The 16,465-nt window shown below is 42.8% G+C and carries 16 protein-coding genes; 8 read left to right on the top strand and 8 right to left on the bottom strand.

Annotated features, from left to right (window positions below):
* Nucleotides 1-74: 74 nt before the first annotated feature.
* The 5 genes from ELZ11_RS10850 to ELZ11_RS10830 all read right to left on the bottom strand — a co-directional run bounded on the left by ELZ11_RS10850 (nt 75) and on the right by ELZ11_RS10830 (nt 5,883).
* On the bottom strand, nt 75-353 hold the full coding sequence (locus ELZ11_RS10850) for a hypothetical protein (RefSeq protein ID WP_137357422.1): 279 nt from the start codon (nt 351-353) through the stop codon (nt 75-77).
* Between the two features lie 97 nt (nt 354-450).
* Complete coding sequence (locus ELZ11_RS10845; protein ID WP_137357421.1) at nt 451-1,503, bottom strand: hypothetical protein; 1,053 nt, start codon at nt 1,501-1,503, stop codon at nt 451-453.
* 48 nt (nt 1,504-1,551) lie between these two features.
* The gene (locus tag ELZ11_RS10840; protein WP_137357420.1) at nt 1,552-2,601 is read right to left on the bottom strand and encodes a hypothetical protein; all 1,050 of its coding nucleotides are present in this window, start codon (nt 2,599-2,601) and stop codon (nt 1,552-1,554) included.
* A gap of 303 nt (nt 2,602-2,904) precedes the next feature.
* Nucleotides 2,905-4,548: a glycosyltransferase family 39 protein gene (locus ELZ11_RS10835; protein WP_137357419.1), complete on the bottom strand. Its 1,644-nt coding sequence runs from the start codon at nt 4,546-4,548 to the stop codon at nt 2,905-2,907.
* A gap of 456 nt (nt 4,549-5,004) precedes the next feature.
* Nucleotides 5,005-5,883, bottom strand: a complete 879-nt coding sequence (locus tag ELZ11_RS10830) for an AraC family transcriptional regulator (RefSeq protein WP_137357418.1) — start codon at nt 5,881-5,883, stop codon at nt 5,005-5,007.
* Nucleotides 5,884-6,044: 161 nt separating this feature from the next.
* Here ELZ11_RS10830 and ELZ11_RS10825 point away from each other — a divergent pair, with 161 nt between their 5' ends.
* The 7 genes from ELZ11_RS10825 (at nt 6,045) to ELZ11_RS10795 (ending at nt 12,747) form a co-directional block, all read left to right on the top strand.
* On the top strand, nt 6,045-7,193 hold the full coding sequence (locus ELZ11_RS10825) for an iron-containing alcohol dehydrogenase (RefSeq protein ID WP_137357417.1): 1,149 nt from the start codon (nt 6,045-6,047) through the stop codon (nt 7,191-7,193).
* 184 nt (nt 7,194-7,377) lie between these two features.
* Complete coding sequence (locus ELZ11_RS10820; protein WP_137357525.1) at nt 7,378-8,094, top strand: amino acid ABC transporter ATP-binding protein; 717 nt, start codon at nt 7,378-7,380, stop codon at nt 8,092-8,094.
* Nucleotides 8,094-8,891, top strand: coding sequence for an amino acid ABC transporter permease (locus ELZ11_RS10815; protein WP_137357416.1), 798 nt, complete (start codon nt 8,094-8,096; stop codon nt 8,889-8,891). Before ELZ11_RS10820 ends, ELZ11_RS10815 begins: the two co-directional genes overlap by 1 nt.
* A 12-nt stretch (nt 8,892-8,903) precedes the next feature.
* Nucleotides 8,904-9,713 carry a transporter substrate-binding domain-containing protein gene (locus ELZ11_RS10810; RefSeq protein ID WP_137357415.1) on the top strand — a complete coding sequence of 270 codons (810 nt, stop codon included), beginning with the start codon at nt 8,904-8,906 and terminating at the stop codon, nt 9,711-9,713.
* Nucleotides 9,714-9,801: 88 nt separating this feature from the next.
* Nucleotides 9,802-10,728, top strand: a complete 927-nt coding sequence (locus ELZ11_RS10805; RefSeq protein WP_137357414.1) for an amino acid ABC transporter permease — start codon at nt 9,802-9,804, stop codon at nt 10,726-10,728.
* A 156-nt stretch (nt 10,729-10,884) separates the two neighbouring features.
* Complete coding sequence (locus tag ELZ11_RS10800) at nt 10,885-11,712, top strand: EAL domain-containing protein (RefSeq protein WP_137357413.1); 828 nt, start codon at nt 10,885-10,887, stop codon at nt 11,710-11,712.
* Between the two features lie 90 nt (nt 11,713-11,802).
* Nucleotides 11,803-12,747 carry an ADP-ribosylglycohydrolase family protein gene (locus ELZ11_RS10795; protein WP_137357412.1) on the top strand — a complete coding sequence of 315 codons (945 nt, stop codon included), beginning with the start codon at nt 11,803-11,805 and terminating at the stop codon, nt 12,745-12,747.
* Nucleotides 12,748-12,777: 30 nt separating this feature from the next.
* On the opposite strand, the gene ELZ11_RS10790 is transcribed toward ELZ11_RS10795, so the two are convergent.
* Nucleotides 12,778-14,070: an alpha/beta fold hydrolase gene (locus ELZ11_RS10790; protein WP_137357411.1), complete on the bottom strand. Its 1,293-nt coding sequence runs from the start codon at nt 14,068-14,070 to the stop codon at nt 12,778-12,780.
* Between the two features lie 166 nt (nt 14,071-14,236).
* Nucleotides 14,237-14,767, bottom strand: coding sequence for an RNA-binding S4 domain-containing protein (locus tag ELZ11_RS10785; protein ID WP_137357410.1), 531 nt, complete (start codon nt 14,765-14,767; stop codon nt 14,237-14,239).
* Between the two features lie 141 nt (nt 14,768-14,908).
* Here ELZ11_RS10785 and ELZ11_RS10780 point away from each other — a divergent pair, with 141 nt between their 5' ends.
* Nucleotides 14,909-15,700: a substrate-binding periplasmic protein gene (locus ELZ11_RS10780; protein WP_137357409.1), complete on the top strand. Its 792-nt coding sequence runs from the start codon at nt 14,909-14,911 to the stop codon at nt 15,698-15,700.
* Nucleotides 15,701-15,715: 15 nt separating this feature from the next.
* On the opposite strand, the gene ELZ11_RS10775 is transcribed toward ELZ11_RS10780, so the two are convergent.
* Entirely contained in the window at nt 15,716-16,330 is a 615-nt protein-coding gene (locus ELZ11_RS10775; protein ID WP_137357408.1) for a glutathione S-transferase family protein, read from the bottom strand.
* Nucleotides 16,331-16,465 lie beyond the last annotated feature (135 nt).

Genomic DNA, 16,465 nt, shown 5'->3' with positions numbered 1-16,465 from the left:
TTACACTTTCTAAATGGAACAAACTAGCCCCCTACTTAAGGACGCCCCACAAACAAAGCAATCGGCCTTAGATTTTAAAATCGTGTTCGCCCAGCGGCAAATATTCCGAAGCTAAGTACGTTTAACGTATCCGCGACACTTTCTATAGAATTGAGGATCAATTTTGCAGGCTCGTTATCTAGTATGACATGCCCATCAATGCCTTTAGTGTCGGGCTCATGTTCTAGTTCCGTTTGAACGGCTTGCTCCTTTAGTGATTCTGAATCTTGTGTCTCAACTACCATCTGCACTTCTGGTTCTGTTTTTGGCGTCGATGTACACGCCGCAAGAAACAGCAGGCTTATCAAAGCCATTATTCGACTTCCACGCATCCCTAGTACCACCCACAATAAAACACTGTTCAATTGTATAGATAGCTACACCCAAGATCTAGTCACTTCTCGCGCTTTTTTAGAAGACTTGTTTAAGGAACGCGACTTGCTGCTTCTCTTGTTCCGACATCTGATAATCTTCGTCAGACAGTGTATTGGAATCAAAGCTTCCAATAGAATAGCTTTCAAGATTACTTTGACCATAACCCGCCTTTTCACCAGGGTAACCAGACATTCGCTCCACCATAACATTTTTTAAATACAACTCTGAACTTCCCGCAGGCAAAACGCTTTTAAACGCTTTTAGCTCTATGGTCTGTTCGCCAGTTGTTAACTGCTCTTTAGTAACTAACGACGCAATTGCCACGCCATTGCTATCAAACAGGTTGGCCCGTACTCGGTATATTCCGTCTTGCTCTGTTTCTAACACAACTGGGATTCGTAAATCCGCTCCATCCGCATAGCCGTGTTCTACATTTATGACATTTGCAACCGAGTGGTAAAAGCGAATATCCGCGCTCACTACGTCTTCCCCTTGTTCAAATTCCACTTTTGCCACTAACCGGATTTCTTCAGGCCAGCTCTCACTTGGTGTAATAGCCCACTGTGAATCATCTGAAGGAAGCGTCTCAAGAACTTGTTTTGTTTCAACCGCTATAACCTCTAAGTTAGCGCCTAGTATCATCGCGCTTGATTTTAATTTAACTTCAATATCATCTGGAAAAAAATGGCGGTACTTGTTCACGCTTAATGATGCGGTCGAGTCTCCACCCAGTACGGGAATAGCGACTTCTTCAAACTTGTTCCATGAGAGGTATGGACTGTTCGAATCTGTAATAGGTTGAGAGTAAGCGGGATATTGCAACGTCGCTTGATGCTTTTGAGCCACTTTAGTGAGATCAATGGAGACCATCGCTGGCTCATTCAGTACTTCAAGCTCAATTTCGGGCTCTTGAAGTACGTTTTGCACTATAGGCGTATCGCTATCAGTGATCACCTGTTTAGGTAGTTTAGTGTTTGAATGTGTTAGCGGCTTGGAATATTCAGAAGTTTGCACACCAGTTGGCCATAATATTGCGCTTGCGATACCAACTAAGGCCGTACAAGAATAAAACCAGTATTTTCTTTTCATATAACGCTCCTAATAGGGCTGGTTTTATCCACCAGCCCACAAGCCTAACTAGTTCAGATTCAATGCGATTTCAGACATGGTGTCTCTGTTCGAACCTTGAACATAAAGGTACTTAGTGCCCCACCATCCGTTCTCTGTATATGTATCCACACTCACCGATTGACCATTGGTAAGAGCGACACTGGTGACACTCGATGTCACTTCACCTTGATGGCTTGAACTAATCACATCGCCGTGGCTGTAACCATCTCCCATAATTAATGGGTAATGTTCAGGCATGAAACTCGACACGCCCTTACTTTGAGAAGCAATTTTACCGTTCATTGCCAAGCCTGTAGAACAACTGTCAAAGCTACCTGAATTTGATGCACCGCAAGCAGAATGCGCCGCTACAACTCCGTCGTCATTACCCGGCAAGAAGCCTGATGTTGTCTTGAAATAATCGGTTCCATTCCCTACAAAACGGATTCTCGGAATCCTATGTTCAGACAATCGCGCGATTTGACGAGCATTAGATACTTTTAAATCATTAAGTACGCCTGAATTTTCTTGTGTTGGTATTTCCCCTAACCACAACGAAATTGCATAGCGCATCGCACTGTCTGTCCAGCCCCCGCCTTCTGTAATGTTAACTACAATATCACCAAGTTCTGAGCCACCACCAGCACCTGCAAAATCAAAAGTTGCAACTACATTCAAAGGCGTAAGACCAGCATTTTGCAGCCAGTTTTCTTGGTTATCTAGCAGGTATCTTGTCACTAAATCCCCGGTAGAATGCGTGACAAAAATACATCCGGTGTTACAAGTTCCATTTTGCGATAGCTCTTGTAACTTCGGCCAAACGTAATCGCTTGAAATCTTACCTTCTACCCTTTCCTGAGATGGCCAGTCAATTCGGGCATCTGCATATTGAAGCCAATAATCTTTCCAATAATCGGCACCTTCGCTGGTTACCTGTTCTTTATCCGGTTTAGATTGAAGTTGATCCGCCTGAAACCCGTGAACTAGCACAACCTTATAGTTCCCTATTGCAGCATGTGTGAAACTAGAAAACGCAGTTACCACTGCGATGGACGCTATTTTTGTCATTATTTTCATGATGTTATTAACCTTTTTATCCTTAATTGGTCTTTGGTTATAAAACCGATAAGCAAAATTCAAACATCGAAACTACTTTGCTCGATAAAAAGGATTAGTCTTTGGCTACACTTTGATCAACTCATCCGACGAGAGCTTTTGCACTAGTTCAAACATTGACCATTGAGTCATCACTAAAGTGAGAGATCAAACAAAGTAATATAAATAAAAGCTATGAATTGGCTAACGAGATGTGGTTGGAGATTGGTATTAACAAAGACATTAATAGTCAATTTATTGAAAATAGTTCGATATTACATAAAGTTAGTTAGCATCGAGCAAGTATGGCAGCATGTTAGGGTTACTTCTTATCAGTTCATTTACTGACTTTTCATTAAAGTAATACTTTAGCGTGCACTTCCCGCCGAATGACTGAAGAAGGTGCACACCTCTTTTCAGCCTTATCACCGAATTCGGCGAGTATAGAGTTCCGTTCAATTTGCAAACTTCATTTTCCGAGTTAGTAAGACGATACCTGCCAGACAAAAGTAGCTTACCTTTCACCTCACTTTCGGTACCAAAGCCCGGAGTCAGGATTTGCGGTGTTAAGTATGTGTAGTGCTCAAACAAGTTGACCCTATCTTCGCCTTTTAACTCATGCATAAATTTGTAATCAATAATGATTAGGATCGGTTTCCTACTTTTGATATCTCGCCAAATATTATTGGTTTTATAGCCGTCCCGATAAGCTACCCAGTGAACATTTGGGCCTGTAATCCTACTTATCTCGCCATTGGTATAAACGTTACGATAACCATGCAAATTCTCTTCTATAAATTGATTAAGAGAGAGCTGATGGTCAATGGTATATTTCGAAACTTCTACAAGGCCCACGAACGATTTGATCATTAAATACGAGGTTATTGCTAAGCCGGAAATAATCCTCACTTTTCTTGAAGAGAAAAAGCTTTTGTCCAAAGGAATTTTTATATACACCGCTGAAATCAGCAGCATCAGCGCGTACAAGGAAACCAAGTTATACGCGTAGTAATGCGGATTAATCACGACGGAAAGAATGATGAGAGATACCACCGCCATAAACAGTAGTAATTGGCGAGTATGGTATCTTGCGTAGTTTCTTACCACTAAATAGCAGCCAAAAATGAAAAACAGCCAGTATCCAAAGTCCGCTTTAATGGCATTAAACAACACAACGCTTTTCAGCCCTGCTTCGTCATCGTTGTTAAAAGAATGGGATATCAAGGTGAAACCAGCACTGTAGATTTCGTCCATCCCGTTAATATTGGCTTTAAGAAAGAAGATCGCTAGCGCGACAAAGCAACCTAAAAGCAGTGATAGCAACGCCCGTATCGCCACAGACAAGTTCATACCACTATGAATACAGCCACCGTAAAATAAGATCAGCATTGGTACCGTTATAATCAACGCCTTAGCTTTGAACAGAAATCCCATGCCATACAAAAAGCCGACGATAAACATTCTGTCGCAGTTCGCCAAAGACTCTTCTTTGCACATCATTAATATGATTTGCAACCAAATCAGCAAGACAAATATATCGGGCCGTATATCAATGCCACGCGTGTACATCACTGTGGTCAGCAATAAAATGGCAATGGAACAAAGTGCAACGTACTTTTCTACGTAGACGGTCATCAGCAAATAAAGCTGCAATGAAATGACAATTAACATCAATGCATTTATCAGCCTGAATATATAAACCACATTAAGCTCACCACCTATTTGCGTAATAAGCGGTGAAATTAATTCAAACATTAACGAGTAGCTGTCGAAGGTAAAATGGATACCTGATCGGCTTCCTATTTCCACTAACCAAGTGAGGTAAATAGCCATAAAATCGTTATCGACAATTGCCATGTACCTTATCGCTGCCAAATAAAACACTGCGATAAAGCCAAATAGCGAAATGTATAACAATTTAATTTTCAATCACTCACCATTCAATTCGTCATTAACAATCTTAGCGTTTGAGTTCGATGCTATTGAGTATAGTCGTTGCAAGGCCTTTAGCGGCTTGAAACCCTGAGAAGATCTATGCGCGCACAAAAAAAGCACCCGAAGGTGCTCTTAGTTTGCTGATTTCAAATTATAGGTTACGGCGATTGAACTAACTGACCTCTCCGCTAGTGCAACTGCCTCACACCAATCAGAAACAGTCACTATAACGGAAAGCTAAACAGACGTTTTTGGATCGATAAACCATAGCTCATGTAAGAACCTAGATAGAGAGTACTAATCTAAAAACACGCCTCAACGAAGGTGCTACCTATAATCAAATTCTTCATTGCATACTTAATATGGTCACGGAATCAACTAAAACTAACCATTCCTTCACCAAACTAGTATCAATAACTTAGCTATCAAGCTTGGTAAAAATCAACTCACTCATATTGCCCGTGGTGTTGTATTAAAGTGACGCTTAAATTCACGGCTAAACTGTGACGGGCTGGTATACCCAACAAGGCCAGCAGCCTCACTGATCCGTTTACCCTCAATCTGAATCAACTCTTTCGCTTTGTTCAACCTGACTTTTTTTAGATATTGCAACGGAGTCTCGAAGGTGACATTTCGAAATGCCGTATGAAACGCAGAGACACTCATGTTGGCTTCTTCAGCTAATGATTGAACCGTCAGTGCTTGAGAGTATTCTTGATGCACTTTAGCAAGCGCCTTTGCAACACGAGCATAGTGTCCATCATGTTGAGCAAGCTCAAACAATACACGCCCTTCCGATCCCGTTAGCGCTCGGTAGACGATTTCAGTCACCAGTGATTCACCCAAGATCTTTGCCTCTATATCGCAATGGAGAGCCCGTAATATTCGAATACAGCTTTCGAGCATTTGTGGTTCCATTGAAGCAGACTCTAACCCACTCGTCGTATGCTTATTGCAATGGCTGGTTAAAAACGACTCTTCTTCCAAGCGCTTTACTAACTTATGTAATAACTTTGAGTCGATATTGATCGTCAACCCTAGTAATGGCTCATCGTCTTCAGGAAAAGCTTCGCACTCTAAAGGCATAGGTACACCGACAACGAGGTAATCCCCGGGGCCATAAGCAACTGGTCTATCTCCAATATGGATATTTTTACGGCCTTGCCCCATCATGATGATCCCCGACTGATAGGTGAAAGGCTGACGGCCATTGCCTTGGCTACTGCGATAAAGCCATACATTATCGATCGCGGTTTCTCTAATACCCTCTAAGTCATCCCAACCTTTAAGAGCAACGTAAGAACGCATTAATTGAGCTAGATTTTCCATATGTTCACCGACTATACAAGAACAGCCAGAATAACAACTTTGTAGAAATAGGCAATTTATTTGGAGAATATGGTCTTTAAAGGCGCAAACAATCACACTAATATGCAAGTATTCCAACTATAAACAGATAAACGTTATCGCTCCTACACGAGGAATCAGCAATGCAATTTACTTACGTTAACCCTACTGTTATTCATTTTGGCCAAGGTCAAATTTCTACGATTGCACAAGCAATCAACGCTTCTCAAAAAGTATTAGTTATCTACGGTGGCGGTTCTATCAAGAAAAACGGCGTTTACGACCAAGTTCAAGAAGCGCTAAACGGTCACTCTTGGGTTGAGTTTTCTGGCGTTGAAGCAAACCCTACTAAAGAAACACTAGATAAAGCAGTCGCTATCGTAAAAGAACAGGATATCGACTTTATTCTTGCTGTCGGTGGTGGCTCAGTTATTGACGGTTCTAAGTATGTTGCAGCAGCCGCTAAACACGATGGTGATGGCTGGGATATTTTAGAAGGCAAGCATCAAGTTAACGAAGCGACACCGATTGGCGCTATTCTTACGCTACCGGCAACAGGTTCAGAATCTAACATGGGCGCGGTTATCACTCGCTCAGAGACTCAAGACAAGCTTGCATTCATGGCGCCTGCTGTACAGCCAAAATTCGCTGTAATGGACCCAGACGTAATGAAAACTTTGCCTGAGCGCCAGTTGATCAACGGTATCGTTGATGCATGGGTTCACGTATGTGAGCAATACATTACTCTACCAACAAACGCAATGGTTCAAGAAGGCTACGCTGAAACCTTACTTAAAAACTTACTCGTGCTAGGTTCTCAGTACTCAGAGCGTGATAACGACTCGTGGCGCGCAAACCTAATGTGGACAGCTAACCAAGCATTAAATGGCTTGATTGGTACCGGTGTGCCACAAGACTGGGCAACCCACATGATTGGTCACGAATTTACTGCACTATGGCACGTAGACCACGCTCGCTCTCTAGCTATCGTTCAGCCTTCGCTATTACGCAATCAAATTGAAGCGAAACGCGGCAAGCTTGAGCAAATGGGTAAGAATGTATTCGGACTAGAGCAGAGCGAAGATTTAGCAGAGCGTACGATCATCGCGATTGAAAACTTCTACCACAGCCTAGAGGTTGAGACTCAATTCTCTGGATATGAATCTGACAAATCGACCGCTATCGACAAAGTCGTTGAGCAGTTAGAATCACACGGTTATGTACAACTTGGCGAAAACCAAGCAATTACATTAGAACGTACGCGTGAGATTCTTGAAGGCGCGATGCAGTAACAGAAAGTAGCAGCTTAGTTAGAACTAAAAGCAGCGAGCATGCTCGCTGCTTTGTTACTTTTTAAGCAACTGACCATTTCATATCAAGTTACTGCCCTTTTTTATGTGCATTCATTTTTCTATATTGTTAAGGTAAATCTTAACGTCAGCAAAAATAGAAATAATTGTGAACAATCACCATAACATGGTTGAATTTAAAGCACTTAATAAGTGGTATGGCGACTATCACGCCCTAAAATCTATCGATTTGAACATTCAAAAAGGTGAGATTGTTGTCATTTGTGGCCCTTCTGGCTCTGGCAAATCCACCTTAATCCGTTGTATTAATCAACTTGAGCGATTCGAGTCAGGTCAGCTTACCGTTCTAGACCAAACACTCCCTGCTAAATTGAATTTCCCAGGTAAAGTTGGCATGGTGTTTCAGCATTTTCACCTCTTCCCTCACCTTACCGTGTTAGAAAACCTGACCTTAGCGCCAATCCGAACACTAAAAATGAGTAAGCAGGAAGCTGAAAAGCTCGCCATGCACTACTTGGAGCGCGTTCATATCTCAGAGCAAGCCAACAAATACCCCGTGCAACTCTCTGGTGGTCAACAACAACGCGTCGCAATTGCTCGCTCACTATGTATGAAGCCAGAGTTACTGTTATTCGACGAGCCGACTTCTGCTCTTGATCCGGAAATGATCAATGAAGTACTTGATGTCATGGTGGAACTGGCGGAGGAAGGAATCACCATGGTGTGTGTGACTCATGAAATGGGCTTTGCCAAAAAAGTAGCCGACCGCGTTATCTTTATGGACCAAGGTGAAATCATTGAATCCAACACGCCGAATCAATTATTTGATAACCCTCAACACGCTCGTACTCAAGCCTTCTTAAAACAGATCCTAAGTTACTGATGTTATTCAAAGTCATTAAGCCAACCCTGTCAGCTCTCTTCCAAATTCTGTTCTTGTTGGTGGGAATCAGCTGGATCCTAGATTCCGGAGCACAGGCTATGGGATATTCATGGCAATGGCATCGTGTTCCTGACTATATCGCCTTTTATGAAGATGGAGAATGGTGGCCAGCTGAACTGATCGAAGGCCTTCTTGTCACCATTAAAATCTCGTTAGTAAGTTTAGTGGCGACCTTGGGGCTTGGTTTAGTAACCGCTTTGCTCAACAACTCTAACTCGATCGTCGGGCGAGCAATCGCCACTGGTTACGTTGAGCTTATTCGTAACACACCGTTACTGGTTCAAATTTACTTGCTCTATTTTGTGTTTGGCCCCGTAATTGGGCTAGACCGCTTTAGTACTGCGGTATTAGCGTTATCATTATTTCAAGGAGCGTACACCGCGGAAATTTTCCGTTCAGGTTTGAACAGCATCAATAAAGGTCAGTTTGAGGCAGCTCAATCTCTCGGATTATCCAAGCCTTATACCTACTGGGATATCATTCTCCCTCAAGTACTACAACGTACGTTGCCTCCTTTGACAAATGAAGTTATCTCGCTCATTAAGAACTCTTCTATCGTCAGCGTGATGGCGATTTTCGACCTAACAACAGAAGCAAGAAACATTGTTTCTGAAACCGCAATGCCATTCGAGATTTGGTTTACGGTTGCTATTATCTATCTCGCATTAACACTTTCACTTTCTGCCATTTCAGTGATGCTTGAGCGCAAGCTTGGGGCAAGCTGGAGAACACAATAAGGATTAATCAGCATGAAGCTATTTAAAACGGCTATTACAGCATTACTAACCCTAGCGGTCAGTTTGCCAACCCTTGCGTCGAATACGCCTAATTTAGACAAAATCAATGATCGCGGAACTCTGCGTGTGGGTATGTCTACTTTTGTGCCGTGGGCGATGCGTAACACCCAAGGTGAACTTGTCGGGTTCGAGATTGACGTTGCTAAGCGCCTCGCAAAAGACTCGGGGTGGAAAGTAGAGTTCGTCCCTACCGCTTGGGATGGCATTATTCCATCTTTGTTATCCAATAAGTTCGACGTCATCATCGGGGGAATGTCGATTACGGAAGCAAGGGCGAAAAGCGTTTTGTTCACCGCTCCATATTCACATTCAGGCGTTCAACTGGCGGCAAATACTGAACTGGCAAAAGGTTTCAGCCAAATTGATGACTTCAACTCTCGCCGAGTAAAAATTGCTGCACGCCGTGGCGCATTTACGGTGCAAGTTGCTCGCGAGACCTTCCCTAAAGCGAAAGTACTTCAGTTCGATGACGATGCTCAGGCATTCCAAGAAGTGCTAAACGGCAACGCTCATGCCGTTATCGCTTCAAGCCCTAAACCAGAGCATGAAAGCATTAAAAACTCAGACGCTCTATTCATTCCATTTGAACAGCGCTTATCTAAAGGTAACGAAGCCTTTGCCGTTCGTCTTGGTGAAGCCGATAAAGCAGAGTTCTTCAACCAATGGATCACAGCACGTACCGAAGACGGTTGGTTACAAGAGCGCTATGAGTACTGGTTCGCGACTCTCGATTGGCAAGACCAAATCGCTCAAGGCCAATAAGCTAATAAGAATTAGCGATAGTTAACTAATAAAGACGCTGCTCATACGCGGTGCAGCGTCGTCCTAACTCGATGTATAAGGTAAAGATGTGAGCAATACGGTTACAACTGCAGTCAACAAACCTAAAACCAGTAGTCTACCTTGGTTTCAAAGGTTAACTTTCCTTGATTACGGATTGTTGCTTGGGGTCGTGTTATGTGCAGGTTGGCTTTACTACCGTTCATCAGTTGGTGTCAATTATCATTGGCGCTGGGCTGACGCTATCAGCCTTATTTTCACCTCACCATCAAATGGTGGCTTGCCCTATTTCTTTCAAGGCTTGATCGCCACGCTACGCTTGAGCGTCTGGAGCCTTTTTCTATCCCTATCCTTAGGCACTTTACTTGGCATTGCTCGTCACTCGCGTTTTGCAATCTTCCGAACACCTGCAACCATGTTTATCCAACTGGTGCGAAATATTCCACCTTTGGTCTTCGTGTTTATTTTTTACTTCTTTATCTCAAACCAACTAATTCCGTTGCTAGGCTTAGAGCCACTGCTACGCGAACACTCAGGCGAGTTGAACGCGCTTCAAAGTTTCTTGTTTGGCCCTTCAAATCTATGGGAAAACCTCGCGTCCGGTGTCATCTGTATCGGGTTACTATCATCGGCATACATAGCTGAAGTCATTCGCGCTGGGCTAGAAGGAATAGATAAAGGGCAATGGGAAGCGGCTGATTCTCTTGGTTTATCTGCATTCAGTAAATACCGCTACGTTATTGGGCCGCAAGTACTAACAGCAATAACGCCTCCACTGGCAGGACAAGCGATTTCCCTTGTCAAAGACACCTCAATTGTATCGCTGATCTCAATTCAAGAAATGACCTTTGTAGGCACTGAAATTGCCAATTCTTCTGGTCTGATTTTTGAAATTTGGCTTTTAGTTGGAGCCGTCTATTTTGTTATTTGCTTCAGCTTGTCTCGTTTATTCAAACGATTAGAGCGCCGCAGCCGACGCCACCTAAATCAAATATAGCGTCCACACACCGCGAACTATCCGAACTTATGTTACTACATAAGACAAACTGTTAACGGCTAACTGCACTCTTTGGTGTACTGCAACATTTTTTTACGTATACTCATATCGTTCAATAACTCAATAACTTGATTGCTCACTCACATAAGTTGATTAATGGCTCCGATTACACGCGCAGATTTTGAAAGGCATATTAAACGCTCTTCCGTTGGAGAGTCTTACGCTGTGCTTGGCGAATATACTCTCTATAGTGTCTTCCAGCCCATTTATACTCAACAACTTAAGCTACATGGTTTTGAAGCACTCCTACGAATTAAGGACGCACAAGGTAACTGGATTCGCCCAGATTTGTTTTTGTCTAACCCCGACTTTAATGAAGCAACGCGTTTAAGTGCAGAAATGCTAAGTCGAGCTATCCACCTTCGAAATTTCTCGTTGTTTTATCCTCACCTTCCATGCAAGATTTTTCTTAACGTTATTCCAGCCGCGTTGATCAGCTATCAAAGGTACGTCAACTCAATTACCAATAGTGAAACACACAAGTTAATGCGAATCCGACTCGAAGAGTTAGGGATTAAATTAGACGATGTTGTGCTAGAAATTGTTGAGCAAGATTGCAACGAGAACGAGGAACTTGCCCGGCTTATCTCTGGCATCAAAGATCGTGGTTATTTACTGGCAATCGATGATTTTGGCGCAGGCAGCTCTGATACAAATCGGGTTCACCTTATCGAGCCGGACATGATCAAAATAGATCGCAGCCTTTTACTCACTTATGAAGCGGGTAATAAGCAACCATTACTTAAAGCGATCGAGCTAGCAGTGACCACCCAGTCTAAAGTGTTAATTGAAGGCATAGAAACCCAACAGCAATTAGACATAATAGAGCTGCTACCAATCGATTTTTACCAAGGCTATCAACTGGGTAAACCAGCCAGTATTTTCCATTGGTTAGAAGAATTTAACGCACATTTTGACAACTAGTTCTCGTTTCATTCGATAACTTTCTAGTTTCTTATCCATACCCTTTTGATGTCACTATAATTAACTCAAATATCTTCACTGAGTCATTCTATGGATCATCATAAAGAACGCGCATATCATTCGGTCATTGGGGCATTGGTTGGCGATGCCGCATGCATGGGATTCCATTGGCTCTATGACCAGCAGCAAATCAGAAAAATAGCGGGTGATAAGCCCGAGTTCCATTCTTCTAACCGCTATGAATATCAAGACAAAGGTTACTTTGCTCACGAAGGCAAAAGCGTTGGTGATCATTCCCAATATGGCGCTCAAGTACTTGCAATGGTCGACAGTTTAGCAACCAATAAAATTTACCAAGAAGAAGACTACATTCGTGAGTTTCGAAATTGGTTTGATTTTGGTGGGCAATGGGTTGGCTACATAGACAAACCGACTCGAATCACCTTGGTGAACATCCACCAGCTAGAACAACAAGAATTACCCATTACGCGCTGTGGAGCAGACGATACTCAACTTCCAGCTGTAGCGAAATTAGTCCCTTTGATTGCGTGTTTTCATGGATTGTCTGAATTACCTAAAATGGTCGAGAGTGCGGTTAGAGTCACCAATAACAACGATCAATCAGTCGAGTGGGCGAAAGCAATTACATTATTACTTCAAGCTGCTTTGCAAGGTAATACACCGATGCAGTCAGTGGAGATGGTTAGGCAAACATGTAGTGAGTTCATCTTCGAACAGGTGAACCTAGCGTTAAGCGAGCCCGACGAACACATCACGGTCGCTGCAGAGCGGTTTGGACTGCATTGCGGTTTAGATGCCGCCTTCCCTTTAATTATGCGGATCGTTGCAACGGCTTCTAGTTACCAACAAGCCATGCGAGACAATATTTTTTGTGGTGGAGATAGTTGTGGTCGTGGAGTAATCATCGGCGCGATTTTAGCCGCGTGTTATTTCGACAGCTCAGGTTCAATACCAAGTGAGTGGTTGGCCAAAACTAAGTTACAGGGTAATGTATTAGCGCTACCGATCCAGTAGCGCTTCTATTTAATGGGGAATCCAGTGAGTTTACTTCGGCAAGTTTTCTATTTGGCTGTTGATATCCATCAGACGGCCTAGAATGTTCTCACCATCAACACTAATGCCGTTATGCTCGTACTCGTTTGTGATCCAAGCCTTTGAGTTAGGGATATTCGCCAGTGTCTCTTGGCTATAACGCAATTCTACATACATATCATCAGCGTATACCGCACAAGCCATAGGTACTGGGTTATTGGCTAACACGCTTGCATCATATACTGGCGACCAATCTTGCTTTTCAGCCAAGATTTGAGCGGCTTCTTTTAAAGGCTTTAGTGTTTCTAGTTGGTCAAACATCCACGGATAGACCATTTCACCAGTAAACCAGAACTCACCACCTTTGTGATAATTAAACCTTGGATGTTCGTCACGAACACGATGTGCAGACCAGTTTGACGCGTAACCTTGGCAATAAATTGCTTCATGCAGAATTGCATAGATTGGGTTTGTTAAGTAACCCTGTTCTTGCTGCATCTGGTTTAGGAAAGCATAACTCAGCTGTTTTTTACCATTTGCTACTTCAAACGCGCTTTCAAGCGTAAAATACATTGGCATGTTCGCACCACCACGCCCAAGGTTAATACCGATCAGCTGAAATTGCTCTACAGTAAAAACTTGTCCATTTGGTAGTTTGACTTCGTTCTCGATCAAGTGATCCGCAATCTCCTGACACATGCTTTGCGCTTTCGGAAATTGTGCAAAGAACGCCTGGTTCTTGTCTGATACGCGTTGGTAAGTCGCTTGGTAAACGTCGTCAGCGTGGCGAGAAATAGAAGGAATACCACCCGTTACAAAACAACGTAATAAGCTATGTGGAAACAAAGACAGGTAAGTTAACGTGCAGAACCCACCAAAACTTTGTCCCAGCGTCGCCCATTTCTCAACGCCAAGTTTAGTTCGAATCGCTTCTGCATCTCTTACTATGTTGTCAGCCCTAAAATTAGAGAGAAACTCAGCCTGTTCCGCAGCAGATAAATGTGCCAAAGTGTCTTTGTTCACGACAGAGCTATTACCTGTTCCACGTTGATCCAGTAATAAGACTCGATATTCTTGTAATGCGCGTTTAAGCCAACCAGACTCACCACTTACACGTGGCGAAGGAAAACCAGGACCGCCTTGAAAGTACACCAACCATGGTAGTTCTTGAGAATCTTTTGCAAGGTCAACCACTTCCCTAGCGAATACTTGGATTGTGGCTTTTTCAGGCTCGTTATAGTTAAGTGGTAAATCAAATGAATGCTGACGGTAAAGAGTCTTTCCATCTATAAAACTGGTTTGCACGTAACGTATTCCTTTTAAGTTAGATACAATTCAACAGCTAAGAACTGTTAATGACGACTAAACAAGACTTTATCACTAAATTCAGAGTCGATCGCCCAAAGAAGTGTAATAAAAAAGCCCACTATCAAATAGTGAGCTTTTCAGGCTTAATTCTTAATCTATGCACTTAGAAAAAGTCGATCGAATTTCTTCCACTCTTTTCATCACGCTGCGGCTTAAGTTTATTATCCTGCTTTGCCGCTTGAGACTTTTCTTTCTGCTTCTTAGGTTTTGCAGATGCGCTTAATTCAGGTCTTGAACTGTTTGACGACTTATTTTTCTTATTTGAGCTGTTTTTGTTTTTTGCCGGCTTCTTGCTTGCCTTCGGCTCAGCTTTTACCGGTTTTTCTTGAGGCTCTTGAACGGGCACATCGCAAACCACAACGTAATACTCTTGGTTGAATTCGAAGAAATCACCATCGTACATTTTACGACGCTTACGCGTTTCAAGTTCACCGTTAACCGCCACATAACCTTCAGAAATTACATGCTTGGCTTCACCGCCACCGCTTACTAAGTTCGCTATTTTAAATACTTTATAGAGCTCTATAGGCTGGGCTGAAACTTCAACTCCAATCGCTTCAATCTCAATTTCTTCGCCTTCTTCGCCCTCGTTGTATTCAACGTAATCAGCATCTTCGTAATATTCTTGGTCCATGGTGACCTCTAACTAAAAATCTTGCGCGCAGTGTAATGCGAAAACAAACAAATAACCATAAAGGATATTTCTTTTCGTACGCTGTTGTAGCCTAAGGCTATCGTCTACAGTTAATTATAAGTGTTATTGATGAGGGATTGTATGCGCAATCTTTTACTAATAACCCTTTGGCTAGGCTTCTCCCATTCATACGCTTATCAGATAACTCCGGTAACGGTTTACGCTGATGACGCGTATCCACCATACAGTTATGCGTCAGACGGTGTCGCCAAAGGGATATATGCTGACGTTCTGCGCGTGGCATTCAGTAGGATGCCCATGTACGACGTGTCTATTGCGCCTGTTCCCTTTAAACGCGGACTAAGAATGCTAGAAACAGGAAAAGGGTTCGCTTTGTACCCTCCCTATTTCTACCCAAACCAACGCAAGTACATTGAGCCTTATTCAGTACCGATCCTTAATGAAGAGGTCGTCGTCTACTGTAATCCTGACATTATATTGATCAGTCAACCACGTACCGTTTGGCCCGATGATTACTTCGGGTTAACCATCGGAATTAATGATTCATTTGCCATAGGTGGCGACCTGTTTTGGCAAGCCAGTCGGCAAGGTAAACTCACAGTAGAAACCGCAATCGATAACCGTGAGAATATTTTAAAGCTCAGAGCAAAACGTATCGACTGCTACATAAACGACAAACTGTCTATCTTGTGGGAAGTAAAACAGCTTAAGAAAAAAGGAGCGATACCGGAGAATACTCAATTCCGCCTGGGAGTTCGGGTGAGCAAAGAACAAGGTTACCTAGCTTTCAGCGGTATAGAGGTGGATAACTTTCCCTATAAAGCCGACTTTATTAAAAGGTTTAATCAAATCATTAATGAGATGCGTGACAATGGGCAAATCGAAAACATCATCAAGCAATACACTGATTAGCCAGCGAAAAGAAAATCAATAGCCATAAGCAGGCCTGTTCACTAGGCACCGATGCCAGCGGCTGATATTCGGGAATTTGTCCTCAATATCGATAAACAGTACGCCCTCAATAAACTGAATAAACACATACGCGGTAATATCGACTATTGAATAGCGATCGCCCGCGATAAAGTCTGATTCCCCTAACCTATCTTCTAATACCGGGAGAAAGTCTTTCACTCGCTGCTTAGACTCATAGCCCCACTCTGTAATGCAGACTTCACGATCATTATAGACACCGCTTATATTACGAAACGCCTGGAATGCAGGGTACAAACCTTGGAATTCCACTACACGGTGCCACATCTCTACCTTGGCTTTTTCCGTTGGGCTATGCCCGAACAAGTGCAAATTATTAGGATGAAGATCGTTTAAGTAACGGCAGATCGCCACACTTTCACAGATTGAGCTGCCATTATCTAGCGCCAAAACCGGAACCTTTCCATTCACACTGATTGCTTGATAGGCGGGAGAAAGGTTTTCACCTTTTCGTACATTCACTTGAACTGTTTCGAGCTCGACACCAATTTCATTAAGAAAGATTGCAACGCGACGACTACTTGGCGAAGGCTTAAATTCAAACAGTTTCATCCTATTTCCTTGAACTATATTAAGTCAGACTAAAGTTAGACCCAATATTTGCAAGATTCGAAATTTGTTCGGAAAAATTGTGAGCTAAACACACAAGCCACGATGTTAAATGAATGAACCGTGACTTATGTGTCT

Source organism: Vibrio profundi (genome assembly GCF_005281835.1).
In the GTDB taxonomy this organism is placed as follows: domain Bacteria; phylum Pseudomonadota; class Gammaproteobacteria; order Enterobacterales; family Vibrionaceae; genus Vibrio; species Vibrio profundi.
The sequence above is the reverse complement of the archived record's forward strand: the minus strand, read 5'-3'. Positions and strand labels throughout refer to the sequence as shown.

Bases quoted from the DNA above. Each gene is read 5' to 3' on its own strand.
- ELZ11_RS10820 (WP_137357525.1), top strand. From the start codon at position 7,378: ATGGTTGAATTTAAAGCACTTAATAAGTGGTATGGCGACTATCACGCC.
- ELZ11_RS10840 (WP_137357420.1), bottom strand. From the start codon at position 2,601: ATGAAAATAATGACAAAAATAGCGTCCATCGCAGTGGTAACTGCGTTT.
- ELZ11_RS10810 (WP_137357415.1), top strand. From the start codon at position 8,904: ATGAAGCTATTTAAAACGGCTATTACAGCATTACTAACCCTAGCGGTC.
- ELZ11_RS10785 (WP_137357410.1), bottom strand. From the start codon at position 14,767: ATGGACCAAGAATATTACGAAGATGCTGATTACGTTGAATACAACGAG.
- ELZ11_RS10775 (WP_137357408.1), bottom strand. From the start codon at position 16,330: ATGAAACTGTTTGAATTTAAGCCTTCGCCAAGTAGTCGTCGCGTTGCA.
- ELZ11_RS10825 (WP_137357417.1), top strand. From the start codon at position 6,045: ATGCAATTTACTTACGTTAACCCTACTGTTATTCATTTTGGCCAAGGT.
- ELZ11_RS10850 (WP_137357422.1), bottom strand. From the start codon at position 353: ATGGCTTTGATAAGCCTGCTGTTTCTTGCGGCGTGTACATCGACGCCA.
- ELZ11_RS10845 (WP_137357421.1), bottom strand. From the start codon at position 1,503: ATGAAAAGAAAATACTGGTTTTATTCTTGTACGGCCTTAGTTGGTATC.
- ELZ11_RS10800 (WP_137357413.1), top strand. From the start codon at position 10,885: ATGGCTCCGATTACACGCGCAGATTTTGAAAGGCATATTAAACGCTCT.
- ELZ11_RS10815 (WP_137357416.1), top strand. From the start codon at position 8,094: ATGTTATTCAAAGTCATTAAGCCAACCCTGTCAGCTCTCTTCCAAATT.
- ELZ11_RS10795 (WP_137357412.1), top strand. From the start codon at position 11,803: ATGGATCATCATAAAGAACGCGCATATCATTCGGTCATTGGGGCATTG.
- ELZ11_RS10780 (WP_137357409.1), top strand. From the start codon at position 14,909: ATGCGCAATCTTTTACTAATAACCCTTTGGCTAGGCTTCTCCCATTCA.
- ELZ11_RS10830 (WP_137357418.1), bottom strand. From the start codon at position 5,883: ATGGAAAATCTAGCTCAATTAATGCGTTCTTACGTTGCTCTTAAAGGT.